The organism is Alteracholeplasma palmae J233 (genome assembly GCF_000968055.1).
Taxonomy (GTDB): Bacteria; Bacillota_I; Bacilli_A; order Acholeplasmatales; family Acholeplasmataceae; genus Alteracholeplasma; species Alteracholeplasma palmae.
On record NC_022538.1, the window covers coordinates 404,622 to 431,188 of the forward strand.

Annotated in this window: 24 protein-coding genes and 1 other annotated feature; of the genes, 19 read left to right on the top strand and 5 right to left on the bottom strand. The window is 29.4% G+C overall.

The genetic code is table 11. The features are described 5' to 3' along the window. The first annotated feature begins 52 nt into the window (after positions 1 to 52). From BN854_RS01955 to ybaK, 9 genes are all read left to right on the top strand, one after another. Positions 53 to 1,555: a hypothetical protein gene (locus tag BN854_RS01955; protein WP_026656759.1), complete on the top strand. Its 1,503-nt coding sequence runs from the start codon at positions 53 to 55 to the stop codon at positions 1,553 to 1,555. Positions 1,556 to 1,568: 13 nt separating this feature from the next. Beyond that, positions 1,569 to 2,168, top strand: a complete 600-nt coding sequence (locus BN854_RS01960) for a hypothetical protein (protein WP_026656767.1) — start codon at positions 1,569 to 1,571, stop codon at positions 2,166 to 2,168. A gap of 17 nt (positions 2,169 to 2,185) precedes the next feature. Next, positions 2,186 to 2,614 carry a hypothetical protein gene (locus BN854_RS01965; RefSeq protein WP_026656775.1) on the top strand — a complete coding sequence of 143 codons (429 nt, stop codon included), beginning with the start codon at positions 2,186 to 2,188 and terminating at the stop codon, positions 2,612 to 2,614. A gap of 74 nt (positions 2,615 to 2,688) precedes the next feature. Beyond that, complete coding sequence (locus tag BN854_RS01970; protein ID WP_026656783.1) at positions 2,689 to 4,215, top strand: hypothetical protein; 1,527 nt, start codon at positions 2,689 to 2,691, stop codon at positions 4,213 to 4,215. Positions 4,216 to 4,268: 53 nt separating this feature from the next. Beyond that, positions 4,269 to 4,961: a hypothetical protein gene (locus BN854_RS01975; protein WP_026656790.1), complete on the top strand. Its 693-nt coding sequence runs from the start codon at positions 4,269 to 4,271 to the stop codon at positions 4,959 to 4,961. Further along, a complete protein-coding gene (locus tag BN854_RS01980; RefSeq protein ID WP_026656796.1) occupies positions 4,951 to 5,136 on the top strand; it encodes a hypothetical protein in 186 nt (61 codons plus the stop codon). The genes BN854_RS01975 and BN854_RS01980 overlap by 11 nt, the downstream gene beginning before the upstream one ends. 65 nt (positions 5,137 to 5,201) lie before the next feature. After that, complete coding sequence (locus tag BN854_RS01985) at positions 5,202 to 5,402, top strand: hypothetical protein (RefSeq protein ID WP_026656803.1); 201 nt, start codon at positions 5,202 to 5,204, stop codon at positions 5,400 to 5,402. 59 nt (positions 5,403 to 5,461) lie between these two features. After that, on the top strand, positions 5,462 to 6,184 hold the full coding sequence (locus BN854_RS01990) for an NAD-dependent protein deacylase (RefSeq protein WP_026656812.1): 723 nt from the start codon (positions 5,462 to 5,464) through the stop codon (positions 6,182 to 6,184). Next, the gene (ybaK, locus tag BN854_RS01995; protein ID WP_026656819.1) at positions 6,181 to 6,648 is read left to right on the top strand and encodes a Cys-tRNA(Pro) deacylase; all 468 of its coding nucleotides are present in this window, start codon (positions 6,181 to 6,183) and stop codon (positions 6,646 to 6,648) included. Before BN854_RS01990 ends, ybaK begins: the two co-directional genes overlap by 4 nt. Before the next feature lie 49 nt (positions 6,649 to 6,697). On the opposite strand, the gene BN854_RS02000 is transcribed toward ybaK, so the two are convergent. Genes BN854_RS02000 through BN854_RS02010 form a run of 3 tightly spaced genes read right to left on the bottom strand, consistent with a single transcriptional unit; the run spans position 6,698 to position 8,920 of the window. Further along, positions 6,698 to 7,444: an amino acid ABC transporter ATP-binding protein gene (locus tag BN854_RS02000; protein ID WP_026656830.1), complete on the bottom strand. Its 747-nt coding sequence runs from the start codon at positions 7,442 to 7,444 to the stop codon at positions 6,698 to 6,700. After that, the gene (locus BN854_RS02005) at positions 7,434 to 8,120 is read right to left on the bottom strand and encodes an amino acid ABC transporter permease (RefSeq protein WP_026656838.1); all 687 of its coding nucleotides are present in this window, start codon (positions 8,118 to 8,120) and stop codon (positions 7,434 to 7,436) included. The genes BN854_RS02000 and BN854_RS02005 overlap by 11 nt, the downstream gene beginning before the upstream one ends. Further along, complete coding sequence (locus BN854_RS02010) at positions 8,120 to 8,920, bottom strand: transporter substrate-binding domain-containing protein (RefSeq protein WP_026656846.1); 801 nt, start codon at positions 8,918 to 8,920, stop codon at positions 8,120 to 8,122. The genes BN854_RS02005 and BN854_RS02010 overlap by 1 nt, the downstream gene beginning before the upstream one ends. Positions 8,921 to 9,282: 362 nt before the next feature. Between BN854_RS02010 and BN854_RS02015 the strand changes: the two genes are divergently transcribed. From BN854_RS02015 to BN854_RS02035, 5 genes are all read left to right on the top strand, one after another. Continuing rightward, on the top strand, positions 9,283 to 10,872 hold the full coding sequence (locus BN854_RS02015; RefSeq protein ID WP_026656855.1) for a ClC family H(+)/Cl(-) exchange transporter: 1,590 nt from the start codon (positions 9,283 to 9,285) through the stop codon (positions 10,870 to 10,872). A 65-nt stretch (positions 10,873 to 10,937) separates the two neighbouring features. Continuing rightward, on the top strand, positions 10,938 to 11,168 hold the full coding sequence (gene acpP, locus BN854_RS02020; RefSeq protein WP_026656862.1) for an acyl carrier protein: 231 nt from the start codon (positions 10,938 to 10,940) through the stop codon (positions 11,166 to 11,168). Positions 11,169 to 11,220: 52 nt separating this feature from the next. Then, positions 11,221 to 12,048 (top strand): hypothetical protein, encoded by an 828-nt coding sequence (locus BN854_RS02025; protein ID WP_026656870.1) that lies wholly within the window; start codon positions 11,221 to 11,223, stop codon positions 12,046 to 12,048. Between the two features lie 131 nt (positions 12,049 to 12,179). Beyond that, on the top strand, positions 12,180 to 14,582 hold the full coding sequence (gene leuS / locus BN854_RS02030; RefSeq protein WP_026656878.1) for a leucine--tRNA ligase: 2,403 nt from the start codon (positions 12,180 to 12,182) through the stop codon (positions 14,580 to 14,582). Between the two features lie 90 nt (positions 14,583 to 14,672). Further along, on the top strand, positions 14,673 to 15,212 hold the full coding sequence (locus BN854_RS02035) for a phosphatidylglycerophosphatase A family protein (RefSeq protein ID WP_026656885.1): 540 nt from the start codon (positions 14,673 to 14,675) through the stop codon (positions 15,210 to 15,212). A gap of 67 nt (positions 15,213 to 15,279) precedes the next feature. On the opposite strand, the gene mnmM is transcribed toward BN854_RS02035, so the two are convergent. Then, positions 15,280 to 15,801: a tRNA 5-(aminomethyl)-2-thiouridylate-methyltransferase MnmM gene (gene mnmM, locus BN854_RS02040; protein ID WP_026656893.1), complete on the bottom strand. Its 522-nt coding sequence runs from the start codon at positions 15,799 to 15,801 to the stop codon at positions 15,280 to 15,282. Further along, complete coding sequence (mnmL, locus tag BN854_RS02045) at positions 15,779 to 16,723, bottom strand: tRNA modification radical SAM protein MnmL/YtqA (protein ID WP_026656901.1); 945 nt, start codon at positions 16,721 to 16,723, stop codon at positions 15,779 to 15,781. The genes mnmM and mnmL overlap by 23 nt, the downstream gene beginning before the upstream one ends. A 72-nt stretch (positions 16,724 to 16,795) precedes the next feature. Between mnmL and BN854_RS02050 the strand changes: the two genes are divergently transcribed. From BN854_RS02050 to pheT, 5 genes are all read left to right on the top strand, one after another. Continuing rightward, positions 16,796 to 17,554, top strand: a complete 759-nt coding sequence (locus BN854_RS02050; protein ID WP_026656909.1) for a DUF1189 family protein — start codon at positions 16,796 to 16,798, stop codon at positions 17,552 to 17,554. A 5-nt stretch (positions 17,555 to 17,559) separates the two neighbouring features. Beyond that, positions 17,560 to 22,026: a PolC-type DNA polymerase III gene (locus BN854_RS02055; RefSeq protein ID WP_026656917.1), complete on the top strand. Its 4,467-nt coding sequence runs from the start codon at positions 17,560 to 17,562 to the stop codon at positions 22,024 to 22,026. 92 nt (positions 22,027 to 22,118) lie between these two features. Continuing rightward, the gene (locus tag BN854_RS02060) at positions 22,119 to 22,880 is read left to right on the top strand and encodes a Bax inhibitor-1/YccA family membrane protein (RefSeq protein ID WP_026656924.1); all 762 of its coding nucleotides are present in this window, start codon (positions 22,119 to 22,121) and stop codon (positions 22,878 to 22,880) included. Positions 22,881 to 22,885: 5 nt separating this feature from the next. After that, positions 22,886 to 23,086 (top strand) — a binding site (T-box leader). Positions 23,087 to 23,126: 40 nt separating this feature from the next. Next, positions 23,127 to 24,146, top strand: a complete 1,020-nt coding sequence (gene pheS / locus BN854_RS02065; protein WP_026656932.1) for a phenylalanine--tRNA ligase subunit alpha — start codon at positions 23,127 to 23,129, stop codon at positions 24,144 to 24,146. A 1-nt stretch (position 24,147) separates the two neighbouring features. Further along, positions 24,148 to 26,505, top strand: a complete 2,358-nt coding sequence (pheT, locus tag BN854_RS02070) for a phenylalanine--tRNA ligase subunit beta (protein ID WP_026656940.1) — start codon at positions 24,148 to 24,150, stop codon at positions 26,503 to 26,505. Positions 26,506 to 26,567 lie beyond the last annotated feature (62 nt).

Below are 26,567 nucleotides of genomic sequence, written 5' to 3' on the forward strand. Positions count from 1 at the left end.
TTAAAACTCTTTTCATAAACTAAAAAAACAAAAAAAATAAGGAGAAAAATGTATGGAGAGATTACTACAAGTAGTAAACACATTTGCGACAGTCACACAAGGTTCAGGATTACACATATATGCTATTATTGCAACAGTGTTACTATTAATCAGTTTAGTTGGATTTATTTATTATTGTGTTAAAGGTGGAAACCTTATTATTGGTTTATTTATAACAGCAACATTCTGGTTTTTACTAGGGGTTACCTATTCACTTTGGAGTGCGAGTGTTAACTCGCAAATAGAAAGTTTCAAAGATGCATGGAACATTTTTGCAGGTAATCTTAATTTAGTCTTTAGCGATGGACCAATCAACTACGGGACAACTACAACAGTTATTATATTTGCTAGCTGGTTTGGTAGAGTAATTGTTGATACTGGTATTGCTAAAGCCTTAATCAAGAAAGTAGTAGAGTTATCTGGTGATATGCAACTTGTTACAGTGATTGTATTATCAATTGTAACAGCTTTACTATTTACAAGTATTTTTGGACCTGGTAGTGTTATGGCAATAGGTGCAATCATTCTTCCAATTTTATTAACTATTGGAGTCAATAAGAAAGTAGCAGTAGGATCATTTTTAATGGCAGTTGCTGCAGGGATGTATGTAAATAAAGGATTCTCAATTCAGTTTTCAACTAACCCATTCTTTGAACAAATTTGGAGTATCCCTGGGTTTGCATCAGACTTTACTGTCTTTACATGGTTAGCGTTTTTAGTACACGTTGTCTTTATGATAGGATTTATCGTATTTAATATGTATTTTGCAAAAGATAAGATTAAATCATGGGCAATGGCAGATGATGGAATGGAAAAGGAAGTTAAAGGTATTTCATTTATCGTACCATTTATTCCAGCAATTATCTCATTAACAATAGCAATTATTAATATGTTTTTACCAGCAAACGTTCAACCAACAGCAACATCACCAGGGGTTATTAATCAAATAACTGATGTTGCTGCTATTACATCCTTTGTAATAGGTATTATATTAGGACTTGCCCTAACAGGAAACTTAAAAACATATAAGAAAGCAATTGAAACATCTCAAAAAACTTTATTTAATGGTATCTCAGATGTTGCTTTACTAATTGGTATGTTATTAGTACTTAACATGTTCTCAACAGCAGCAAGTAAGCTTGCCGCACCTATTTTCCAAACTGCATTAGGTGATTCTTTAAATGGATTAGCTAATAATCCAATATGGATTGTAGTGGCATTTGCTATCTTAGCTCCACTTGCCTTATTTAGAGGACCATTCATGGTCTGGGGTTCAGGAATCGCATTAGTAACTGTTATGTCCACATTCATACCAGCTACAACACCATTATTATTAGTATTATTCTATGTTCAACCAGTAGCAATCGTTGCGCAAAGTTGTCCAACGCAATCTTGGGGTATGTGGGCATTATCATATGCTAAATATGAGCCTAATACATTTATTAAAACAAATATTCCTTGGGCATGGGCAATCTGTGCGATTAACATATTCTTAGCATACTTTATCTTAATGTAAGGAGAAATAAAAAATGACTAAAGTGGATAATATCAAAGTGATAATAGAAAGACCTGATTTTGATTGGTACGAAGAAATGGTAAAAAGTTCAACTTTTGGGAAAAAGATTACCAAAGATCAAAGAGAAGTATTTATTAAAAAAGCGATGGAACAGGCAGAAAAATTCAAGAATAAGCTTATCAGTGAATACGGAAATAAAGAGCCAATGGGTTATATTATTACCTTTGATATACCACTTGAGTATAAAAAAGAAGAACCTACATATGGATATCAGTATTTAGGCTATTATAGAACTAAAAATAAATCGATTGCAGTTAATTATACAACCCTTAATCTTATACAAAAAAAGTGTAAGGAAAAAGGATTTAATGAAGTTGAAATCGATAAAATAAAAGATACTGTTTTAATGCATGAACTTTTTCACTACCTAGAAGATTTATTTCCTAGTGATTATACTAAAGAAAAGCATTTTGAAACAAAAACTTTTGGATTATTTAAAAGTAAAATTAACTTATCAATTATAAGCGAAATTACAGCTGTTCATTTTTCAAAGTTAATGACAAAACTAAAACATAGTCCCAAAGTGTATGAATATATTTATAAAAAATATTGACAAAAACGAGGTACTTTATGGAAATATTAGGAAAAAAAAGTAATGCAGCATACTATTTAAATATTATATTAATCGCAGTCATATTTTTGTCTGCGGTTTTTTTATTTATTATTGGGTTTTTAAAAATAGATGAGCTTTCAACAATATTATTTATAGCCATTTTAGCGCTATTTGTTATAGCTCCTATAAAAGAAATTCAATTATCAAAAAAGAGAAATGAAGTGATTATATTTAAAAAAGGAAATAATGTTTCTGTTACTAATCTTAAAAATGAAGTTTTGAAATTAAATGAAATAAATATTATAAATGTTAAGAAGTACAAAATACCATTTCTTAGTTTTGGAACATTAATGTTTTATACAGAAACTAAAAAAGTAAAATGTTCATATATTAAAAAGGTAGATGAAGTATATGATTATTTTAAAAAAGAAGTTATCAGTCTTTAATATTTTAAAAGAAGAAAGGAGAGTAAAAATTATTGTAGTAGTTAAGCAACAAAAAAACAAAAGGAGAGAAAAATATGGAACAAACAGTTGCGATTATTTTAGGTGTTATCCTACTAGCAAGCATTGGCTTTCTAGTATGGTATTGTATCAAAGGATACAACATTATGGTTGGTTTCTTTGTAGTAGCACTTTTATGGACAATCATAGGTGTGATAGGAAATCAAGTGATTTCATCAGGTGAGTATATGAATACATTCTTCTCATATACTAAGACAGATGCTGATGGTGTTGTCCACAATCTACATAGAAGTGGGCTAGAGGCTATACTATTTGCGATTAAGCATTCATTCCAAGATGGACCACAAGGCTATGGAGCATCCATTTTAACTAATATTTTCTTTGGGGCATTCTTTGGAAGAATTTTAATTGATACAAATATTGCCTCAACTATTATTAGAAAAACAGTAGAATTAGGTGGCGATAAGCCACGTGTTACATTAGCATTATTATCAATTGTAACAGCTATTTTATTTGTTAATATGACAGGTATTGGCCCAGTTATGGCAATTGCTGTAATTGTATTACCAATCTTACTAACAATAGGAATACCTCCAGGGGTTGCTTTATTCTCATTTATGGGATCTATTATGGCCGGTATACTAGTAAATCCAGTAAACTTTAAGCAGTATCACGGAATTGTTAAAACAGCAGTTGAAAATGCTTTAGGTAAAGGTTCTAGTGCTTATGGTTTAATTGATGGATATGATTATGGAAATTATGCAGCATTTGGCTGGATTGGATTAGCGATTGTAGTAGTAGGTGTTATTTTAGTATCTAATATTGCCTTAGGCTTTAAGAAAAAAACATATGCTTGGGCAGTAGATATTCCAGATCAACAAGGGAATATCGAAAAACAAGATGCACCTTGGTATTCATGGTTATCTATTTTAATTCCAGTAGTTTTAATCACTGTATTTAATATGATTAAGTTTAATGAAATACCAGGAAAAGAGCCTTCTAATTTCACTAGTTTCTCAACGATTCTAGCATTTATTATAGCGGGTATATATGCCTTATTAACAACAGGCAAATTTAAAGGTGGATATAAAAAAGTAGTGGGAAGAATTTCTAAGTACTTCGCAGATGGTGCAATGGATGTCGCTCCTATGGTCGGCTTCTTACTAGCACTTGCAATGTTTAATAACGCTGCAGGGTTAAATATTCCTTACTTAAAAGTAATCGTAGGGGGAATTATTCCTTCATCAGCAGTGGCACTTGCATTAGTGTTTGCATTTATTTCAATAGGAAGTTTCTTTAGAGGACCAATTAATTTAGTGGGATCGGGATCAGCGTTTGCAACAATCGTATTTGTCAGTTTAGGAGATCCAGCAGTAACTGCATTAGGTATTGGATTTATTTATATCTTATTCTCTGTAACAACAGTTGTACCACAACATATTGATATTACCCAATCTTGGGTTGCATGGGGCTTTGGTTATACCAATGTTAAACCAAAAGACTTTATGAAGATGTCTATTCCAACAGGATATATCTTATCAATCATTTTAGTGCTACTAGCACTAGTTATGTACGGTATTTAAAAAATAATAGAGTGCCCTCTAGCAATAGAGGGCTACTCATTAAAGAGGTATATATGAGTATAGAATTAAAAAAAATCATTAATGATTTAAAGCATATACCTATTCAAGTATGGGGAAGATATGCAATTAAAAGAGATATTTTATATAATAAGATTAAAGAATCAGAGTATGATGATCTGATTTTAAACGCGCATGAATGTGGTATTTTTTATGCAAATAAAATAAAAGATGAATTAGAAGAAAAAGATCCTTTTAAGATTGCGGATAAATTAAATATTAAAATTTCTGAAGAAGAAAATAAACCAGGAAGTAAAAGATTAGTTTTTGCGACTTTTACAACACCTAATAAAGTTGTTTTGATGAAAACGCCTATTTATAAAATTATTAATCATACACAAAAGTTAGATAATGAGAATAAGATTGATTTTGATGTAACTACAATAAAATCTATTTTACTTACACATGAGATATTTCACTTTATTGAAAATAAATACAAAAAAGAAATCTATACTCAAAATAAACAAATTGTGTTATGGGAATTATTAGGGTATAAGCATAAATCGAACTTAAGAGTTTTAAGTGAGATTGCTGCTATGTCTTTTGCACAAACTTTAAGTGGAGTTTTATACTCACCCTTTATGATAGATATTATTATGTTATATCCATATAATAAAGAAGGTGCAGTGAAACTTTATAAAAGTATATTGGAAATTAATAGAAAGTGGGAGACTACAAATGAAAAATAAGCACTATCTTTCAACTTCAATCTTTTTGTTTCTAGGCTCTTTTATATTCTTATTTATTTTTATTATGCAAATAATGGAAATAGGTTTTGGATGGAATAGTCTAAGTAATGTCTTTTTAAGTTTTACATTATTAGTTTCAGGAATACTGATTTTTAAAAAATATAAAAGTAAATAATCATTATTAAGGAAAAAAAGTTCTAAAGATGATAAAATAATATAAAAATAATTGGAGGACAAATCATGAGTAACCAACAAGTAGAAAAATTATTTAGAATTATATTTTTATCAACAGCATCAATAGTTGCTGGATTAGCTGCTATAGTATTGCCAGGAGACTTTTTAACTTATACATTTATGGTTGTTTCTATTGTAGGTGTAGTTTTATTAGGATTAGTAATAGCTAATAAGACATTAAAAATAGAAAATAGTTCTAATGAGTGATGATTTCATCACTTTTTTTCTTGGTGTAGTATAATGATATTTATAGGAAGTGATTTGTTATGGACATAAAAGAATTAGAAAGAATAATAAAAGAGTCTAAATATATTGTCTTTTTTGGTGGAGCAGGAGTTTCTACTGAAAGTGGGCTAAAGGATTTTCGTGGAGACACTGGGCTATATAAGGAAAAGTATATGAATATTACACCGGAAGTGATTTTATCTCATAGTTATTTTGTTAAAAACACTGAAGATTTTTTTGAGTATTATAAAGAAGTATTTTTAAGACCAAGAGTTAATCCTAATGCTGCACATAAAGTTTTAGCCCAATTAGAAAAGATGGGTAAACTTAAAAGTATTATTACTCAAAATATAGATAACTTGCATCAAGAAGCTGGATCTAAAAAAGTGATTGAACTTCATGGATCTGTTTACAGAAACTATGCAATAGATACTAAAGAAAGATATGATGGTATTGATGTTATCTTAAAAAGCGAAGGTGTTCCCAAAACAGCTGATGGACAAATTATTAGACCAGATGTTATTTTATATGAAGAACCCCTTAATCAAAAAACAATCGATGATGCTATTAATGAAATAAAAAAGGCAGATTGTTTAATCGTTGCAGGGACTTCTTTAGTAGTTTACCCAGCAGCAGGACTTTTAAGACATTTTAATGGTAAATATTTAATTGGGATTAATAGAAATTTAATTGATGTTCCTTATTTTATAAAAGGAGATATTGGTAAAGTTTTAAGTCAAATTAACCTTGAGGCATTAAAATGATTAAAAAAACTTTAGTTATGAAATATTTAGATCAAAAAAAGATACCTTATGAAGCATTTGAATATGAAGTTACACATCACTTAACAGGTGAAGAAATTGCTGATGTATTAAATGAAAATGCTAAAGAAGTATTTAAAACAATTGTGTGTGATGATTATAATAAACATTATTATGTTTTTATTATTCCTGTTTTAGAACAATTAGATTTAAAAAAATGTGCTAAAATTGTTGGGGCAAAGAAATTAGAATTATTGCCTTTAAAGGAATTACATGACATAACAGGTTATTATAGAGGTGGTTGTTCACCAATAGGAATGAAAAGGAAATACTTAACACATATTGATAGTAATGTAGATAAGTTTGAATTTATATATATTAGTGCTGGTGAAGTAGGCAAACAAATTAAAATTGATCCTAAGCAATTAATAGCACTAGAAAAAATTAAAGTAGCTGAGTTGATATAAAATAAAATGAGTATATACCGTTAAGAGGTAAATATACTCATTTTTTATTCTAATAGTCAGTTAGTCTATATAAAAAGTTTTTTAGACGTTCTTCTTTAGGAGCATCAAAGATGTTTTCAGGTGTATCATCAGCAATCACTTTACCTTGATCCATAAAGATAACTCTTGATGAAACTTCCTTAGCAAATTGCATTTCATGTGTCACAATAATAAGTGTCATACCGCTATCTGATAGACCTCTTATCACCTTTAAAACTTCACCAACCATCTCAGGGTCTAAAGCAGAAGTAGGTTCATCAAAAAGAATGACATCAGGATTCATAGCTAAGCTTCTAGCAATAGCTATTCTTTGTTGTTGCCCTCCAGAAAGTTGATTTGGATAACTATTTACCTTTTCTTCTAAACCAACTTTTTTTAGCAAATCTGAAGCTAAAGTATTTGCTTCATTTATTTCAATCTTATGAATTAATTTAGGAGCTATAGTAATATTTTCTAAGACAGATAGGTGAGGGAAAAGGTTAAAACTTTGAAACACCATGCCAATCTTTTGTCTAATTAAATTAAGATTTTTATTTTTAATATTAAGTAATTCACCTTCAAAGAAAATAGTACCAGATGTTGGTTGTTCCATTAAATTTAAACATCTTAATAAAGTAGATTTCCCACTTCCAGAAGGTCCAATAATACTAATAATTTCACCTTTTTTAATAGAAAGTGTCACATCACTCAGTGCTTGAGTTTTATTTTTAAAAACCTTACTTACATTATTCAATTCAAATAGGTAGTTATTGTCCATATGACATCCTCTTTTCAAAATGTAACATTAATTTAGATAAAGGTAATGTTAACATTAAATATAATACCCCTGCAACAATATAAACTTCAACCATTTTCCAAGTTTGTGATTTAATAACATCTATTTGGAACATAAGCTCTGCTATACCTACAACCACAAAAATAGAAGTTTCTTTAATAATTGTTACAAACTCATTTCCAAGTGAAGGCATAATGTTTTTAATCGCTTGGGGCAAAATAATTTTTATCATTGTTTGGCTAGAACTTAATCCAAGTGAGCGTGCAGCTTCACTTTGCCCTTTTGATACTGATAAAATGCCTCCTCTAACAATTTCTGAAATATAGGCAGTACAGTTGATAATAAGAGCTATGACTCCAGGAATTAAAGAGCCTAAATCTATCCCTAAAAATGGCATTACAGGAAGATTCATTGCATAATATAAGATAAACACTTGAACTAACATTGGGGTTCCACGAATAATATCAACAAATATACTAGCAGGAATTCTTAATATTTTTTTTGAAGATAAACGCATAAATGCTGGGATGAGTGCAAGGAAAAAACCTACTCCCACACCAATTAAAGCTAAGATAACAGTAATAGACAACCCTTTTAATAAAAGAATAATTGTATCTTTATCTAATAGAAAAGAAAAATCTAATAATATATTTAACATTAGCTTTCAATCCCTGAGTATTGTTTAAGCCATTGATCAATTTTTCCTGATTCTTTTAAGCCTTTGATAACTGAGTTAATGACATCAAGTTTGTCATAACCTTTTTTAACAGCAACCGCATTTCCAGTAAAATCTGATTCTACATAAAATGCTTTAACAAAGTCAGGGAATTCACCATTAATATGTGTATCAGCGGTTGCGTTTTCAGTAAATAAAGCCTGGATTCTTCCTGATTTTAAATCATTTAATAAAACATTTAAATCAGAGTTGATACTCTTGATAGCATTTTTTGCTGAAGTGTTTGCGATTGTTTGCTGTAAAGAACCTGCTTGTGCACCAACAGAGATGCTTGATTTATTAATATCATCAATTGTAGTATATTTTTCTTTATCTTCTTTCTTAACGATGACAACTTGTGTATTTTGTTCAGTAAAGTAAGAATTAGAAAAATCAACTTGTTCTAATCTTGCAGAAGTTGGAGTAATACCCGCTAAAGCAAAATCTGCTTTACCAGTCATAACATCAGAAATTAAAAAGTCGAATTTTTTATGAATCACTCTTAAATTCTTTTTTAAGGCACGTGCGATTTCTTTTGCGATTTCAATGTCTACACCTTCAACAGTATATCCATTATCTTTTTTTACAAGATTTTCATAAGGTGGATAATCTGCAGAAGTAACCATTGTTACATAACCATCAAAAGTCTCGTCTAACGTAAACATAAACATATTTGTATTAGAACAAGCAGATAAAGTAAGAATTGAAGCTAGGGCGAATATTAGGGTAAGTATTTTTTTCATTGTTTTTCTCCTTCTAGAAAATAAAAAAGCCTTGTTTAAAAAGCTTTCATTCTCATGAGAAATAATATACCATGAGCAAAAAAACAATAAAAAATTGTCTAATTATACTCAAGGACTATTATTTCTTAAGCATAAATAGACAACAAATGTCTAGAGTATACTCAAGGACTATAATTATAAATAGCCTATCTTGGAAGAAGCTTTTTAGCTTATTGCATAATTCTAACACATAAAAATAATAATGCAAGATAAAAATGCAATTAAATATAAATGAAAGCGCCACTCATTACTTAAATCGTATTGTTTTATTCAATGAAGAGGCATATAATATGTGTGATTTTGTATTTTCAAGGAGAGAAGAAATGGGAAAAATTAGAAAAATTAAGTCTAAATTATCAGTCTTTTTTATGATATTTTATGGCGTTTTAACAGGAATGATAGCAGGGCTATTTTTATATGGGTTTAAACAACTAGCAGCCTTAGTATTAAAACAAACTGTATCAATATTTGAATATGTAAAAGTTCATCCTTGGTATATTCCTCTGCTATTTATAGGACTTGCAATTTTAGCTTATTTAGTAGCACTTATTATAAAAAAAGAACCTAATGCTGGTGGTGGTGCAATTGCTAGAACAGAAGGTTTTTTAAGGGGATTAATTACATTTAAATGGCTTAGAACAACTCTTGCTACCCTGGTTTCTAGTTTACTTGTTTTCTTTGGTGGGTTACCATATGGAATTGAAGGATCAAGCGTTATTATGGGAACTACTATATCTGGAGGAGTTTCAAAATTAGGTCAGGCTGATCCATCGTTAGAAAGATATATTTTAACAAGTGGTGCGAGTGCAGGATTTGCAGTTGCAACAGGGTCTCCTTTAGCAGGTATTGTTTTCTCTTTAGAAGAAATGCATAAAAAATTCTCATTTTTATTATTAATTGTTTCAATGGCTGGGGCAAGTGCTGCCGCATTAACAATTAAAGTAATGGATCATATATTTAATACGAGCAATGTATTCTTTCCAATAGGTAAAGTTGAACCATTACCATTAAGTCTTATGTGGTTAACAATTATTATAGGTATTATAGCTGGATTAGTAGCAACTGGATTTAATAAATTCTTAGAAAAAATGAATCATTATATAGATACAAAACTTAAAAAAGTGACACAATTTATAAGAATATTAGTTAACTTCTTATTAGTAGGTATTGCAGGTTTATTTTTAGTAGAAATATTAGGAAATGGTCATCATTTATTAATAGAAGCGATGGAAAGAAAATTTGCATGGACCACACTCCTTGTTTTATTGATTGTTAAAATTATATTAATATCAGTATCTGTTGGATCAGGAGTGACAGGTGGATTATTTGTACCATCACTAGTTATAGGTGGATTAACAGGAGCTTTAATAAATGAGTTATTTATCAGTTTAGGAGTTGATGCTAATTACACTAAGATTATTATTATACTTGCTATGGGAGCGTTTTTTGGAACATCGATTCACGCACCTATAACAACCATTGTTTTTATGATAGAAGCAACTCAAGATCCATATAATGTCTTGGCAATGGTTTTAGTATTATTAGTCGCAATGGTCACTGCCCATGCATTTAAAAATGAATCAAACAATGATACTGTTTTAGAAAGAATTTTAAGAAAACAAGATAAAGGCAAAACTGCTAATATATATGAACTTGTGGGAAAAATCCAAGAAGGTGCCTTTGTGGTTAACAAACCAACAAGAGATATCTTATGGCCAGCTAATAGCCTTATTACAACTATTAAAAGAGAAAACGACCCAAAAGGTCATAGAATGGTTAAAGGTGGAGATAAATTACTTAAGTCACTTGATACTATTGTGTTTCAGGTTCAAAGTTATGATTTAGAAAAAACTAAAACAGAATTTACTGCTTTAATTGGAAATCAAGAATTAATTTCTAAACAACTACATTAAACTTGTCTTAAAAAATAAAACATGGTATAATTTCTATGATATTTTTACATAGGAGGATTTACTATATGCCAGTATTTAATAAAATTAAAGAACTTATTGTTAACGAATTATCAGTAGATGAATCAAAAGTTGCATTAGAATCTAGATTAGTAGAAGATTTAGGTGCAGACTCAATTGATGCTGTTGAATTAGTTATGAACGTTGAAGAAGCATTCAATGTAGAAATCAGCGATGAGGCTTTACAAAACTTGAAAACTGTTGGAGATTTAGTATCATTTATTGAAACTAGTCGCTAAAATATGAAAAGGCGTATGCCTTTTTATTTTATATAAAAAAAGGAGAGAGAAAATGAAAAAATTATTAGGGATAGTTATCGCAATCGTATCGGTATTTGTTTTAATTGGTTGTCAAAGTAAAACGACAATGCCTTCTGTAAATGAAAAGGATGAAGTAAAACTAACATCAAGTGAGTTTAAAACAAAAGTTAATACTTCAAGTATTAATCCATCAGACACACTTGAAGTTAACTTTGGCATAGAAATGAATGCAAAAGTTTATGGTCAGACTATTAAAGGAAAAATTTCTTTAGAAGGACTTAAACAAAATGATAAGGCATCATTAAAATTAAGCGTAGATGGTAAATCCAATAAAGATAGCATAAAAGGTGATATTAATTTATATCAAAAAGCGGATAAAGCTTATTTAAAATTAAACTTAGCTGATACCGATGCTTTAAGCCAATTAGGATTTATTAGTGGAATAAATTTTAAAAATGGAGAATATATTTTACCATATACAGTGCTTGATCAAATCAACACTACCTATCCAGATACATCAGATATCTTAGAAGTAATCAATAATGATGAGTTCTTAAATGAATTAATTGCAAAAGGTGGTATCAAGTTTTATGAAAATGATAATGATTTTAGAATTAAAATAAACATGACAAAAGACATGCTTGAAAAACTTATAGGAAGCCAACAAAATTTTGATAAATACTTATTTGAAACTGTCATTGTGGTAAAAGACAAAAAAATAGTAGAAGTAGGTGCTTCTATTGAAATTAAAGTAAAAGAAAATGGATCAAATACTGAAATGAAATTTGAAGGACTTGTTAAAATTTCAAATAAAAATGTAGATTTACCGGATTTTAGTAATTATAAAGAATTTAAATAATATAGAAATGACTTCTTCTAGTAGTTTAAAAGACTTTTTGAAGAAGTCTTTTTCTTTTTATAAAGTGCTTAACGACTTGAAAAAAAGTAGATTTTACCATATAATGTATGTAATAGAAATGAGGTTTTATGATGAAGAATTATGAATATAAAACAATTGAGAAGAAATGGCAAAAACATTGGCTAGAAAACAAACTCTTTAAAACACAAGAAGATAGATTTAGACCTACTTTTTATTGTTTAGATATGTTTCCTTATCCTTCTGCATCAGGACTTCATGTAGGTCATATCGAAGGTTATTCAGCAAGTGACATCATGAGTAGATTTAAAAGAATGCAAGGTTACAATGTACTTCATCCTTTTGGATGGGATGCTTTTGGTTTACCTGCAGAGCAGTTTGCGCTTGCAACAGGAAAAGACCCAAGAAGTTTCACCTATGAAAATATCAAGAATTTTAAAAGACAAATTATTGAAGCAGGTAAGGGCGTAGATTGGGATAGAGAATTAGCGACTGCAGATCCTAACTATTTTCAATGGACTCAATGGATTTTTAAGAAACTATATGAAAATAATTTAGCTGTTTTAAAAGATGTAGAAGTTAACTTTTGTGAAGCCTTAGGAACAGTTTTAGCAAATGATGAAATTGTTACAGTAGATGGAAAAATGTTTTCTGAACGTGGTAATTATCCAGTAGTTAAGAAAGCTATGAGACAATGGGTATTAAAGATTACAGAATACGCAGATAGATTATTAGAAGATCTAGAATTAGTTGATTGGCCAGAAAATTTAAAAGAAATGCAACGTAATTGGATTGGCAAATCAACTGGGGCAATGATTACTTTTAAAACAACTGTTGATGACTATGCGTTTGACATTTTTACAACAAGACCCGATACAATTTATGGAGCTACCTATTGTGTTTTAGCACCAGAACATCCGCTTGCACTTGCACTTGCTAGTGATGATGAAAAGGATCAAGTCTTAGAATATATTGAAAAAACTAAACAAAAACAAGAACTTGATAGATTAGCATATAAAGAAAAAACAGGTGTATTCACAGGATCATATGCTATTAATCCTGCAAATCAAAAAAGAATTCCTATTTGGCTAGCAGATTACGTTCTTCCTAATTATGGTACTGGAGCAGTTATGGCAGTTCCGGCACATGATGATAGAGACTTTGAGTTTGCTCAAAAATACGGACTAGATATCATTGAAGTTATTAAAAATGCTGAGGATAAAGCTTTTACAGGTGATGGCATTCATTTTAATAGTGGTATTTTAGATGGTTTAAATAATGAAGATGCTAAAAATAAAATCATTGCTGATTTAGAAAAAAGACAAATTGGATATTCACATAGTAACTATAAATTAAGAGATTGGGTTTTCTCAAGACAAAGATATTGGGGTGAACCGTTCCCTGTCATTTATGATGAAAATGGAAATATTCATTTACTAGAAGATAATGAATTACCTCTAGAATTACCAGTATTAGATAATATTAGACCTAGTGGTACAGGTGAGTCACCACTTGCTAATGCTACTGAATGGTTATATGTTTCTAATAAAGGTAAAAGAGATACAAATACGATGCCACAACTTGCTGGTAGTTCATGGTATTACATAGGATATATCTTAAAAAATCATTTAGGAATGATTCCTTTAAATTCGCCTGAAGCCAAAAGCTTGTTAGATCAATTTTTACCAGTAGATTTATACATTGGTGGAACAGAACATGCTGTAGGTCACTTATTATACGCAAGATTCTGGCATAAGTTTTTATATGACTTAGGATTAGTATCTACTAAAGAGCCGTTTAAAAAATTAGTAAATCAAGGAATGATTTTAGGTTCAGATCATTCTAAAATGAGTAAATCTAGAAACAATGGTGTAAGTCCTGATGAAGTTATTTCTACACACGGGGCAGATGCTTTAAGATTATATGAAATGTTTATGGGACCATTAGAAGCAGAAAAACCATGGTCAACTGATGGACTAGATGGTGCGAAAAGATTTTTAGATAGAGTATGGAGAATGTTTGATTTTGAAATTACTGAAGAAAATCAAGAATCTTTAGAAACTGTTTATCATCAAACAATTAAAAAAGTTACAGAAGATTATGAAAAACTTGGATTTAACACTGCAATCAGTCAAATGATGATATTTGTAAATGAAGTTTATAAATTAAAGAAAATCGGTAAGAAACAAGCTAGAGGCTTTTTACAATTATTAAATCCGATTGCACCACATATGACAGAAGAATTAAATCAAGATGTTTTAAACTACCATGAAGAGTTAATTTATTCTGAATGGCCTTTATTTGATGAAAAGTATCTAGTAGTTTCACATGTTGAACTTGTTGTTCAAGTGAATGGAAAATTACGAGCTAAAATAGAAATAGAAGTAGATACTAAACAAGAAGTAATTGAAGCACTTGCTTTAAAAGAAGAGAATGTAATGAAGTTTACTGAAGGATTAACCATCAGAAAAATAATTTATGTTCCAAATAAATTATTAAATATAGTAGTTGCATGAAAAGAAGAATAATGGTTTTTAGTATGTACTTAAAATCATTATTTTTTTATCCTCTAAACACTAAAAAATATAAAATATAAGGAGTTAATGATGAATAAAGAAATTTCAAATAGAAATGATGAAGAAAAATATGATGTCATTGTCAAAAGACTAAAATCTCGTGGAGTAGAATTAGAAGATATAGCAGTTATCACATATGATTTACAGTCTAAATACATCAAAGGTTTAAAAAAAGAAACATGCTTAGAACATGTCAAAAGAGTAATTATGAAAAGAGAAGTTCAACACGCTGTTTTAACTGGAATAGAATTAGATGTTTTAGCAGAAGAAAATAAACTATCTGAACCACTATCAACACTATTATTAAATGATTATGGTTTGTATGGGATAGATGAAATCTTAGCACTTTCAATTGTTAATGTTTACGGATCAATTGGGTTGACTAACTTTGGCTATGTAGATAAAGTTAAACCTGGCATTATCGGTAAATTGGATTCTAAAAATGAAGGTAAAGTAGTTTGTAATACTTTCTTAGATGATATTGTTGGTGCGATTGCTGCGGCAGCCGCAAGCTCTGTTGCACATAGATATGCAGAAAATGATTTTGTCGTGGATGCTTATAAAAAATAATGCGAAAATTAACTTATACTACTAAAATAAAAAAATGAATCTTTTGAAAGGTTCATTTTTTAATAATTTACCTATTATTTACAAAATATATATAAGGAGCATTTTCTCTATTTTCTATTTCAATTTTTAATACAGGAGTAGAAATAGTAGAGAATAGATCTTTTAACATCATAGATTCTAAATAACCTTCTTCATGACCTGGATAAACTACGATAAGTATAAAGATATTATTTAAATTAAGCAGTTGATTTATAGTTTTATGAGTAGTGTCTTTTAATGTTGTGATAGATTTATCACCATTAGGTAAATACCCTAAATTAAAAATAACACCATTAAACTTATCAACATGTAAAGTTATATTTTCAAAAGAGTCATGAATTAAAGTAACATTCCTTAAATCTTTAGTTTTAGTTTGTGTCTCATGAATTGCTTTTTCTTGTATATCAAAACCATAAACATGTTTACAAATTGAGGCCAAAAATAAAGTATCATAGCCATTTCCTACAGTAGCATCTATGATGATATCATCTTTTGATATGTGATCTTTTAATATTTTATGAGCAATATCAATTATCTTTACTTGCTTCATAACAATCACCTTGATAAAGATTTAAAGCACGCAACTTTTTATCAATCTCATTGCTAACAACAAATTTTTTCTTAGTCCAATGAGGCGCGATTAGCATAGTAGGTGGTGCATCACCTGTAATTCTATGAATAATAATATCTTTTCTTAAGACACTGATTTGTTCAACAACAATATCTACATAAGCTTCTAATGTAAGAAGTTCCCAAGGGTTTTTTAAATATTGGAAACCCATTTTTGTTTTTTCCATTAAGTGTAACATATGGATTTTAATCCCTTGAATATCTAGAGTATTTAAGTGTTTAACAGTTTCTACCATCATTTCTTTTGTTTCAAAAGGTAGACCATTAATAATGTGCACAACAACTTCGATATTATGTGCTCTTAAACGTTTGACTGCATCATCAAAACAAGCAAGATCATGAGCTCTATTAATTAAATCAGATGTTTTTTGGTGCATTGTTTGTAATCCAAGTTCAATTTGAACAGGCATTCTTGTATTAAGTTCACCTAAGTATTCAACAACATCATTAGGCAAGCAATCAGGTCTTGTACCAATGCTTAACATAACAATATTAGGATCAAGTGTGATTGCCTCTTCATAAAGTTCTTGTAGTCTTTTTAAAGGAGCATGAGTATTAGTATTTGCTTGAAAATAAGCAATATAGTAGCCATCACTCCATTTTTGATGCATCATTTTTTTGATTTTATCAAATTGTTCTGAAAGAGGTTCACGTTTGTTTCCGGCAAAATCTCCACTTCCCATAAAAGAACAAAAAGTACAGCCACCAGAAGCAACCGTTCCATCAATATTTGGGCAGGTAAAACCGCCATTTAAAGGTATTTTAAAAACCTTTTTATTATATTTACTACGATAGTAGTTATTTAATGTATTATAATGTTTTTCTTCTGTAAATAGTTCCATATTTTTCACCACTATTATTTTATCATAAACTTCCTTACTATGTTATAATAATAATTAGGAGCTGAAGCGAAAATGTATAAGAAATTAAAAATCAGTCTATTCTCACCAGCACAAATTATTGAATTAATTAACGATAAATGGAGATCTATTTGGATTTATTTTTTTTCTATCGTTCTTTTTTTAATGATTCCAACAGTTATTGTAAATACTATGGAAAAAGGGATGAGTGTCTTTCAATATAGGGCATTATCAGAAGTTATTAAAAATGAAGTTAGGGTAGATGGAAAAATTACAAATGGTATTTTAGAAACTAATAATAATGTCCATGTTAAGTTTGATCAATTCGATTTATATATTGTAAAAGATAAAATTGATATGCAATTGACTAGTACACATATGATAATCTTAGAAAAAGATAAAGTACATTATTTATTTAGAGAAATGCCTGTTACATCTTCTAGTTATAAAGAAATTGGTTTAGAAAATTATGACTTTTTAGATATTTCAAGTAAAAATCAAAATATTTTTCTAAATAGTATGGATACCTTCTTTTCGATTAACAAGGCTAGTATTGTAAGTTTAGTTATTTTAGTTGATTGGCTTGGAATTGTCATTGACTTATTACTAGTTGTATTAGTTATATCATTCTTTAATTTTAAACCGGTACCATTTAAGTATAAATTTAAAGTAAACATTTATGCATCTACTATTTATGTATTGTTTAATTTTTTTGCAGTATTATTTCAAATACAATTTATTGCATATATAGGGATTGTTTTAATGTTTGTTTATTCAAACAAGGCATTTAGTAGAGTTATATCAATCAGGTGAGTAGAATGGAACAAAATAAAAATAAATTTAATCTTTTTTTAGAACAGTCAAGATTTAGCAATGATGTTTTAAAAAATGCATTATTAGAATATGTAGAAGTAGACCGCAAAGAAAAAAAGTGGTCTTTTCATATTTTATTAGATGAAGTCATTTCACCTCATGAAATTACGATTCTAATTAATCAACTTCAAAGTTTTTTTACAATCCCTAGAAAAGTTTTAAGTGTAGATTTTAAACTTACTTTTAAGAATAAAGATTTAAAAACATATTCTAAAGAATATTATGAATATATTATTGGTAAAGTTGCTGCTGAAAAACCTAGTTTACTAATTTTTAAAAACTTTGAATCAGTTTATGAAAAATCAATTTATAAAATAACAGTTGATAAAGATTCTAAACAAGTTGAACGCTACTTTAAAGAACTTGAAAAAGCTTTCTTAAAATATGGGATTGAAACTAAATTTGAATTAGTTATTAATGAAAAATTAGAAACCGCTTCTGAACAAATTGAAAAAGCGAAACTTGAACACGAAGAACTTGTTAAAAAACAACAGACTTTTGTGGAAAAAGTGGTTACAGAAAAAGTTCAATTTACTAGAAACAGTAGTCCTAGTGCAGTTTCTATTACAGAAATTCCAGCAACACAATATGACCTAGATAAGTATCAAAATGAAAAAGGCGATACTAACTTCTTAATCGAAGGAGAAGTTTTAAGTAAAGAACAAAGACAGTTAACAAATACAACGTTACTGACATTAAGTGTTGCTGATAAGAATGATGCAATCGTAATAAAACAGTTTTTAAGAAAGCCAAAAGATTTTGAATTATCAGATTCTATTAAAACTGGGGATATGATTCAAATATCAGGTAGAGCAGTTTATGATACATATCAATCAGATGTTGTAATTATTGCTAACTCAATTTATAGTTTAGAAAGAAAAGAAAAAGAAGTTAGAGTAGATAAAGCTAGACAAAAAAGAATTGAATTTCACGTACATACAAAAATGTCAAACATGGATGCCATCGCAAGTGCTTCTGATTACATAGCATTAGCAGAAAGTTGGGGGCATGAAGCGATTGCGATCACAGATCATAATGGAGTTTATGCATATCCAGAAATAGCATCAGCTGTCAAAGGAAAAAATATTAAACCAATTTATGGTGTTGAGTTAGATTTTGTTGATGAAAATGATTTTAAGATTACTAACAAAGTAGAAAATGACTTTTTATTAAAAGATGCTACATATGTTGTTTTTGATATTGAAACAACAGGGCTTTCTAGTGCAAGAGATAAAATTATTGAAATTGCTGGTGTAAAAGTTCAAGCAGGTGCAATCACAGAAACCTATCAAACTTTTATTAATCCTGAACAAGAACTTTCTGAATTTACTAAAAACTTAACTAACATCACAGATGAAATGGTTTTAACAGCTAGAACCATTGATGAAGTTTTACCAGAGTTTATCGAATTTACTAAAGGCTCTGTACTTGTTGCTCATAATGCACTTTTTGATATTGGACATATTTATGAAAAATCAAGACAGTTAAATATTACATTAGAAGATTATCCAATTATAGATACACTAGGTATTGCTAGATATTTTTATCATGAAGAATTAAAGAGATTTAATTTAAAAGCTTTAACGAAATACTTTAAAGTTAAGTTAGAATCGCACCATAGAGCTGATGATGATGCGAAAGCTACTGCTCATGTCTTTTTAGCAATGTTAAATGATTTAATGAATAAAAATATTTCTAATTTTAGTCAAATTAATGAAGCTATTGCAATAGAAGATGCTTGGAAACATCAAAGACCTTATCATATCAACGTGCTTGCTAAAAATCAAGTTGGATATAAAAATATCTTTAAAATTGTAAGTGATTCACTAACAAACCATTTTTATAAAGGACCAAGAACACTAAAATCTGTTTTAACTAAATATAGAGAAGGTATTTTAGTGGGAAGTAGCTGTGCTAATGGAGATGTCTTTGAAGCTGCTCTTAATTTAAGTGATCAAGAATTAGAAGAAAAAATTGGATTTTACGATTATATTGAAGTTCAACCACCAATTGCATATAAGCATTTAATGCATGATATTGGTGAAAATGGACCTGAAATTATTAATGAAGTAATTAAAAAAATAATTTTCAAGGCAAAAGAACAAAATAAAATTGTCATTGCATCATCAGATGCACATTACTTAAATCCAGAAGATAGAGTATATAGAGAAATTTATATTAGAACTAAACTTGTAGGTGGAGGCATTCACTCACTTGCTAGATATGATGTACTACCAGATAACTATTTACTAACAACACATGAAATGCTAGAACAGTTTGCCTTTTTAGGTGCTGATTTATGTGAAGAGATTGTGATTAGAAATACACACTTATTAAATGAAAAAATAGAAACGATTCAAGCCTTCCCTAAAGATTTATATTCTTTAAAAGATGATGCCTTTAAAGACTCATTAGGGGTTGAAAGTATCACTGAAGAGATGAAACGTTTAATTTATGATAAGGTGAGTGCCATGTATGGTGCTAACCCACATGAAATTGTAACCGCAAGACTTAAAAAAGAATTAAAAAGTATTATAGATAATGGATTTGCCCCAATTTACTATATCTCACATTTACTTGTTAAAAAGTCATTAGAAGATGGCTATTTAGTCGGATCACGTGGATCTGTTGGATCATCGTTTGTTGCAACGATGTTAGACATCACAGAAGTCAATCCATTAAGCCCACATTACCGCTGTCCAAAATGTCAATTTACTATTTTTAAAATGACAGATGAAGAAGTAACAGAACACGGAATTAAAGACGCTGATAGACCATTTTTAGAAAAACTTCAAAAAGTGAATTCAGGATATGATCTACCAGATATGAAATGTCCTTGTTGCGAAGAAAATTTAGCTAAAGATGGACATGATATTCCTTTTGAGACCTTCTTAGGGTTTAAGGGAGATAAAGTGCCTGATATTGATTTAAACTTTGCAGGAGATTACCAAAGTAAAGCCCACTCTTATGTTCGTGAACTACTAGGAGAAGATTATACATTTAGGGCAGGAACTATTCAAACAGTTGCTGAAAAGAATGCCTATGGTTATGTAAAGGGATATTTAGAAGATAAAAATATTTATGCTAGAACTGCACAAATAGCTAGACTTGCTAAAGGTATTGAAGGCGTTAAAAGGTCAACAGGACAACACCCTGGTGGAATCGTTGTTGTGCCAAAAGATCATACTATTTATGATGTAACACCAATACAATACCCAGCTGATGATACTAATTCTGAATGGAAAACAACGCACTTTGATTACCATTCATTTGAATCCAATTTATTAAAACTAGATATACTAGGACACGATGATCCTATGTTAATTAAATTCTTAATGGATTATGTTAAAGAACATCCAGATGAGTTTCCATTCAAAAAGGCTCAGGATATTCCACTAGACGATCAAAAAGTATATCAATTATTTGCAGGAACTCAAATTATTGGTGTAACTCCTGAAGAAATTCAAAGCGAGATTGCATCCTATGCTATTCCTGAGTTCGGAACACCTTTTACTAGACAAATGTTAAAAGATACTAAACCTACAACATTTGCAGGATTAGTTAAAATATCAGGACTTGCACATGGTACAGACGTTTGGTTAAAAAATGCACAAGACTTGGTTCTAGGAACGACAGATCATGGAAAAATTGATTTTGAAGATATTATTGGGTGTCGTGACGATATCATGGTTCAATTAATGGAATTTGGATTAGAACCAGCAAAAGCTTTTGAAATTATGGAATTCGTTAGAAAAGGTAAGCCAAGTAAAGATCCTAAAAAATGGGCAGTTTATGAACAAGAAATGCGTAAAAGCGATGTACCTGAATGGTATATATGGTCTGCAGGAAAAATTAAGTATATGTTCCCTAAAGCGCATGCTACTGCCTATGTGATTATGGCAATGAGAATTGCATGGTTTAAAATCCACAAACCCCTACTATTCTATAGTGGATTCTTCTCAAAAAGAGCTTCACAATTTGATTATGATGTGATGACATCTGGATATAATGCAATTAGAAATAAATTAGTTGAGTATAGTAAAGAAAGTTCATTTAATTTAAAAGTAAAAGACGAAAACTTAATTGTTACATTAGGAGTAGCTTTAGAAATGACTAAAAGAGGCTTTAAGTTTTTACCTTTAGATATAGATAAATCGCTTGCGACAACTTTTAAAATGGAAGAAGATGGACTTAGAATGCCTTTTACATCAATTGATGGGTTGGGTGAGGCAGTTGCTATTGATATTGAAGAGAAAAGAAATCAAAAACCATTTACGAGTAAAAAAGATATCAAATCACGCACTAGAATTAATAAAACAATTTTTGAAAAAATGGAATCAAGTGGTGTATTTGAACATTTAGAGGAAGAAAGTGAAGCATTGGATCAAGGATTGTTTGCTGATTTTTCTTAAAAAATAGAATTTAAACTTAATTTAAGGTTTGATATAGTATAATATAAATATCAAACATAATATTGATAAAAATATGAAAAGGATGTGTAATCATGCGTTCAACAAACCCAGTATTTAAAAGTATTAGAAAAGAACAAGAAGAAAATATATCTGATATTAGAGTAACAAGCAATACATCAACATATAAAGGTATTGCACTAAAAACTATTATCTTAGCATTAATAACAATTATAACAGGAGCAAGTTCACTTATCTTACTTGATAAGGCACCAAACTTAGTTATAGGTGTACTATTAACTGGTGGAATTATCTCATTTATAGCAGTTATGGTAGGTACAAGAAGCACTAAAATGGCTATGCCGATGTCTATCTTATATGCCTTTATTCAAGGTGTTGTATATGGAACAATTACTTTATTAATTCAAACCATTCCCGGATTTGAAGGCGTTGGGATCATTGCTTTAACAGCAACCCTTACTATTTTCTTAGTAATGATGGTGCTTTATTATACAGGTGTTGTAAAAGCTAGTCCTTTGTTAGTTAAAATAGTTATAGGAACACTTATCGCTTCTATTTTAGCAACATTTGTTATCTTTATTATAGGATTGTTTGCTCCAGCATTTATCGCAAGTATTCAAGCAAATGTTCCATTAATGCTTCTTGTAGGAGTTGTTTTCATTATTCTAGGTGCTTTAATGTTAGCAATGGATTTTGCTAATGCAGATGCAGTTGTTAAAAGTTATGCTCCAAAAGAATATGAATGGCAAGTAACTTTAGGATTTATGGTAACTTTAGTTTGGTTATATGTTCAAATTCTAAGAGTATTAATTATTTTATTAAATAGAAGAGACTAATTAAATATAAAACGATAATAAAACAGTAGTAACTATTAAAAGTTATTTTAAAGAGAGCGTTTGATGGTGAGATAAACGTAAATAACCAGTAGTGAATTCAGTTTTTAGTAGTGCTAATAACACTCGTTGCCTTGCGTTAAAGGGAATTAAGTGCTATAACAATTGTTGTAGAACTAAGGTGGTACCGCGATTTATTCGTCCTTAGATTGATTATCTAAGGGCTTTTTTTTTGAAAGGAAGAGGAAAATGAAAGATAAAATCAAGCAAATACTAAATGATTTAAACGATAAACTAAAAAATAATGCAGAATTACAACTTGCTAATTTAGAAGAATTAAGACAAAAGTTTTTAAGTAAAAAAGGTGAAGTCGCAAACTTAATGCAATCACTTAAAAATATTCCTAATGAAGAAAAACCAATTTTAGGAAAACTCATCAATGAGTTAAAAGAAGAAATAACATTAAAATTACAAAATAAAAAACAAGAGTTAGAAGATGCAGAACTACTGAAAGTTTTAGAAACAGAAAAAATTGATATTACACTCCCTGGTTATGAATTCCACACAGGAAGTATACACCCGCTAAATGCGGTTATTGAACAAGTAGAAGACTTGTTTATTGGATTAGGTTTTATGGTTGCTGAAGGTCCAGAAGTAGAAAAAGATTTATATAACTTTGAAATGATGAATATGGAAAAAGACCATCCTGCACGTGCTATGCAAGATTCATTTTATATAGATCAAGAAACACTACTTAGAACACATACCTCTCCAGTTCAAGCAAGAATGATGTTAGAAAATAAAGGGAACCCACTAAGAATTATCTGTCCAGGTAAAGTTTATAGAAGAGATAACGATGATGCAACCCACAGCCATCAATTTATGCAAATAGAAGGGCTTGTGATAGATAAAGATATTAGTTTTGCTAATCTAAAAGAAACTTTACTTACACTAGTTCAAAATCTTTTTGGTAAAGATAGAGAAATTAGACTAAGACCTTCATATTTTCCATTCACAGAACCAAGTGTGGAAGTCGATGTATCATATGTTAAAAAAGATGGTTCGAAAGGATATATTGAAGTTCTAGGAGCTGGTTTAGTACATCCTAATGTTCTTAAAATGGCTGGCTATAATCCTGAAGAATTCAGTGGATTTGCATTTGGTATTGGTGTAGAAAGAATTGCTATCTTAAAATATCATATTGACGATATTAGACATTTTTACACAAATGACATTAGATTCTTATCACAATTTAAGGGAGTAAAATAATATGAAAATTAATCAAAATATACTGAAACAATTTGTTGAAATACCAGAAAATATTAATGAATTTACAAATAACCACATCATAGAAGTAGATGATTATGCTAAGTTAAATATATCTACAAATCTTGTTATAGGACATGTTCTAACATGCGAAGACCACCCAGATTCAGATCACTTACATGTAACAACTGTAGATTTAGGAAATGAGGTTACACAAATTGTTTGTGGAGCGCCTAATGTTGCTAAAGGACAATATGTAATTGTTGCCACAGTAGGGGCAGAACTTCCTGGAGATTTTAAAATAAAAGCTTCAAAAATCCGTGGTGTTGAATCAAACGGAATGATTTGTTCTTTAAAGGAACTTGGTCTTGATGAAAAGTATTTAACAGATGAAGAAAAAATTGGAATCTATTCTATTAAAGAAACTGTAAAAGTAGGTTCTGATGCTTTAGAATATCTAGGACTTAAAGGCTTTAATATGGAATTAGGACTAACTCCTAATAGATCTGATTTATTATCTCATGTAGGATTTGCTTATGAAGTAGCTTCTATGTCCAACAAAAAAATAACTTTACATACTTCTAGTTTTAAAGAAGATAAAGAAAAGAATCCACTAGAAATAAAAATTGAAGCTGACGGCTGTTATGAATATAACGCAAGATATTTTAAAAATGTTACTGTAAAAGAATCACCATTATGGTTGAAAAATGCATTGATTGCTGCTGATATTAGACCAATCAATAACGTTGTTGATATTAGTAATTATGTTCTAATTGAATATGGAACTCCTTTACATATGTTTGATGCTAAGAAAGTTAAAACCAATAAAATTGCTGTAAGATATGCTAAAAAGAATGAAAAAGTGACTACATTAGATGAAGTTCAAAGAACATTAGATGAAAAAGATTTAGTCATTACAAATACAAAAGAAATTATTGCAGTTGCTGGGGTTATGGGTCTAGAAGCTACAGGCGTTTCAGCTCAAACAACAGAAGTTATTTTAGAAGCTGCCTACTTTGATCCTAAGCATATAGCTAAAACAAGTAAAAAGCTTAACTTAAAAAGTGATTCTTCCCTAAGATTTGAAAGAGGTATTGATCAAGATTTAGTTATTAAAGGGTTAGAAAGAGCGACACAATTACTAACTGAATTAGCATCAGCTACTGTTTTAAATGGAATAAAAAGTGATAAAACAAAAGAATATAAAAATCAAGAAATCAAAGTGGACTATAATAGAATTAATAAAAGAATAGGTATAAACCTTTCTAAAAAAGAAATTATAGACTACTTAATAAGATTAGACTATAAAGTTAATGAAGAAAAAGATATATTGGTTCTAATGCCACCAAAAAGAAGATATGATATCAAAGTAGAAGCGGATATTATTGAAGAAATTGCTAGAATTTATGGCTATGATTCAATCCCACTTGCTAAAATAGAAAAAACTTTACAAGGTAAACTATCTAATAAACAAGTAAAATTAAGAGCTTTAAGACACCTTCTTTCAAACATAGGATTAAATGAAATCATTACATACAGTCTTACTTCAGAAGAAAAGTTCAATCAATTCAATAATAATGAAGAACCTATTAAACTTTTAATGCCTCTAGCGTCTGATAGAAATATATTAAGACAAAGTCTACTATCTGGAATGATTGAAACTTTAAGCTATAACCAATCTAGAAATAATATAAATAATGCCTTTTTTGAAATTGGAAAAATATATCAAAAAGACAGAGAAACATTAAAATTATCTTTAGGATTAAGTGGTTTATTTAGTCAAACAGGATGGATTAAAAATGATCTAAAAGTAGATTTATTTGTACTAAAAGGATTACTAGAGAAAATAACAGAATATTTAGGAGTAGAAATATCTTATAAACAAACAAGCGAACATATAAATCTTCATCCAGGTATTCAAGCTAATATTATGTATAAAAATGAAGTGATTGGCTATATTGGAAAAACACATCCAAAATTAAATAAATTAGAAAATATCAATGAAAGCTATTTATTAGAATTAACACTTGATAATATCATTGATTTAACAAATGAAGTATCTTATAAGACAATTAGCAAGTATCCATCTATTACAAGAGATTTAAGTCTAATTATTAGTAAAGAATACGTTGTTTCTGATGTAATGGATTTGATTAAACAAACATCACGCAAATATTTAGAAAAAATAGAATTATTTGATGTCTATGAAGGTAAGAATATTGAAGCAGGTAAACATTCACTAGCCTTTAGCTTAGTCTTTAATGATGCAACTAAGACTTTAGAAAAAGAAGATGTTGACAAAGTTATGAAGAGTATTAAAAATAGATTAGAGTTTACATTTAAAGCGGAATTAAGAGATTAAGTTAAAAAAGATGGAAGTCATTTACATGACTTCTTTTTTTAAATTAATATTTTCTAATTTAA

What these genes read in the sequence shown, in the direction of transcription:
- BN854_RS01955 (WP_026656759.1), top strand. Translation starts at nt 53, where the DNA reads ATGGAGAGATTACTACAAGTAGTAAACACATTTGCGACAGTCACACAA.
- BN854_RS01960 (WP_026656767.1), top strand. Translation starts at nt 1,569, where the DNA reads ATGACTAAAGTGGATAATATCAAAGTGATAATAGAAAGACCTGATTTT.
- BN854_RS01965 (WP_026656775.1), top strand. Translation starts at nt 2,186, where the DNA reads ATGGAAATATTAGGAAAAAAAAGTAATGCAGCATACTATTTAAATATT.
- BN854_RS01970 (WP_026656783.1), top strand. Translation starts at nt 2,689, where the DNA reads ATGGAACAAACAGTTGCGATTATTTTAGGTGTTATCCTACTAGCAAGC.
- BN854_RS01975 (WP_026656790.1), top strand. Translation starts at nt 4,269, where the DNA reads ATGAGTATAGAATTAAAAAAAATCATTAATGATTTAAAGCATATACCT.
- BN854_RS01980 (WP_026656796.1), top strand. Translation starts at nt 4,951, where the DNA reads ATGAAAAATAAGCACTATCTTTCAACTTCAATCTTTTTGTTTCTAGGC.
- BN854_RS01985 (WP_026656803.1), top strand. Translation starts at nt 5,202, where the DNA reads ATGAGTAACCAACAAGTAGAAAAATTATTTAGAATTATATTTTTATCA.
- BN854_RS01990 (WP_026656812.1), top strand. Translation starts at nt 5,462, where the DNA reads ATGGACATAAAAGAATTAGAAAGAATAATAAAAGAGTCTAAATATATT.
- ybaK (WP_026656819.1), top strand. Translation starts at nt 6,181, where the DNA reads ATGATTAAAAAAACTTTAGTTATGAAATATTTAGATCAAAAAAAGATA.
- BN854_RS02000 (WP_026656830.1), bottom strand. Translation starts at nt 7,444, where the DNA reads ATGGACAATAACTACCTATTTGAATTGAATAATGTAAGTAAGGTTTTT.
- BN854_RS02005 (WP_026656838.1), bottom strand. Translation starts at nt 8,120, where the DNA reads ATGTTAAATATATTATTAGATTTTTCTTTTCTATTAGATAAAGATACA.
- BN854_RS02010 (WP_026656846.1), bottom strand. Translation starts at nt 8,920, where the DNA reads ATGAAAAAAATACTTACCCTAATATTCGCCCTAGCTTCAATTCTTACT.
- BN854_RS02015 (WP_026656855.1), top strand. Translation starts at nt 9,283, where the DNA reads ATGGGAAAAATTAGAAAAATTAAGTCTAAATTATCAGTCTTTTTTATG.
- acpP (WP_026656862.1), top strand. Translation starts at nt 10,938, where the DNA reads ATGCCAGTATTTAATAAAATTAAAGAACTTATTGTTAACGAATTATCA.
- BN854_RS02025 (WP_026656870.1), top strand. Translation starts at nt 11,221, where the DNA reads ATGAAAAAATTATTAGGGATAGTTATCGCAATCGTATCGGTATTTGTT.
- leuS (WP_026656878.1), top strand. Translation starts at nt 12,180, where the DNA reads ATGAAGAATTATGAATATAAAACAATTGAGAAGAAATGGCAAAAACAT.
- BN854_RS02035 (WP_026656885.1), top strand. Translation starts at nt 14,673, where the DNA reads ATGAATAAAGAAATTTCAAATAGAAATGATGAAGAAAAATATGATGTC.
- mnmM (WP_026656893.1), bottom strand. Translation starts at nt 15,801, where the DNA reads ATGAAGCAAGTAAAGATAATTGATATTGCTCATAAAATATTAAAAGAT.
- mnmL (WP_026656901.1), bottom strand. Translation starts at nt 16,723, where the DNA reads ATGGAACTATTTACAGAAGAAAAACATTATAATACATTAAATAACTAC.
- BN854_RS02050 (WP_026656909.1), top strand. Translation starts at nt 16,796, where the DNA reads ATGTATAAGAAATTAAAAATCAGTCTATTCTCACCAGCACAAATTATT.
- BN854_RS02055 (WP_026656917.1), top strand. Translation starts at nt 17,560, where the DNA reads ATGGAACAAAATAAAAATAAATTTAATCTTTTTTTAGAACAGTCAAGA.
- BN854_RS02060 (WP_026656924.1), top strand. Translation starts at nt 22,119, where the DNA reads ATGCGTTCAACAAACCCAGTATTTAAAAGTATTAGAAAAGAACAAGAA.
- pheS (WP_026656932.1), top strand. Translation starts at nt 23,127, where the DNA reads ATGAAAGATAAAATCAAGCAAATACTAAATGATTTAAACGATAAACTA.
- pheT (WP_026656940.1), top strand. Translation starts at nt 24,148, where the DNA reads ATGAAAATTAATCAAAATATACTGAAACAATTTGTTGAAATACCAGAA.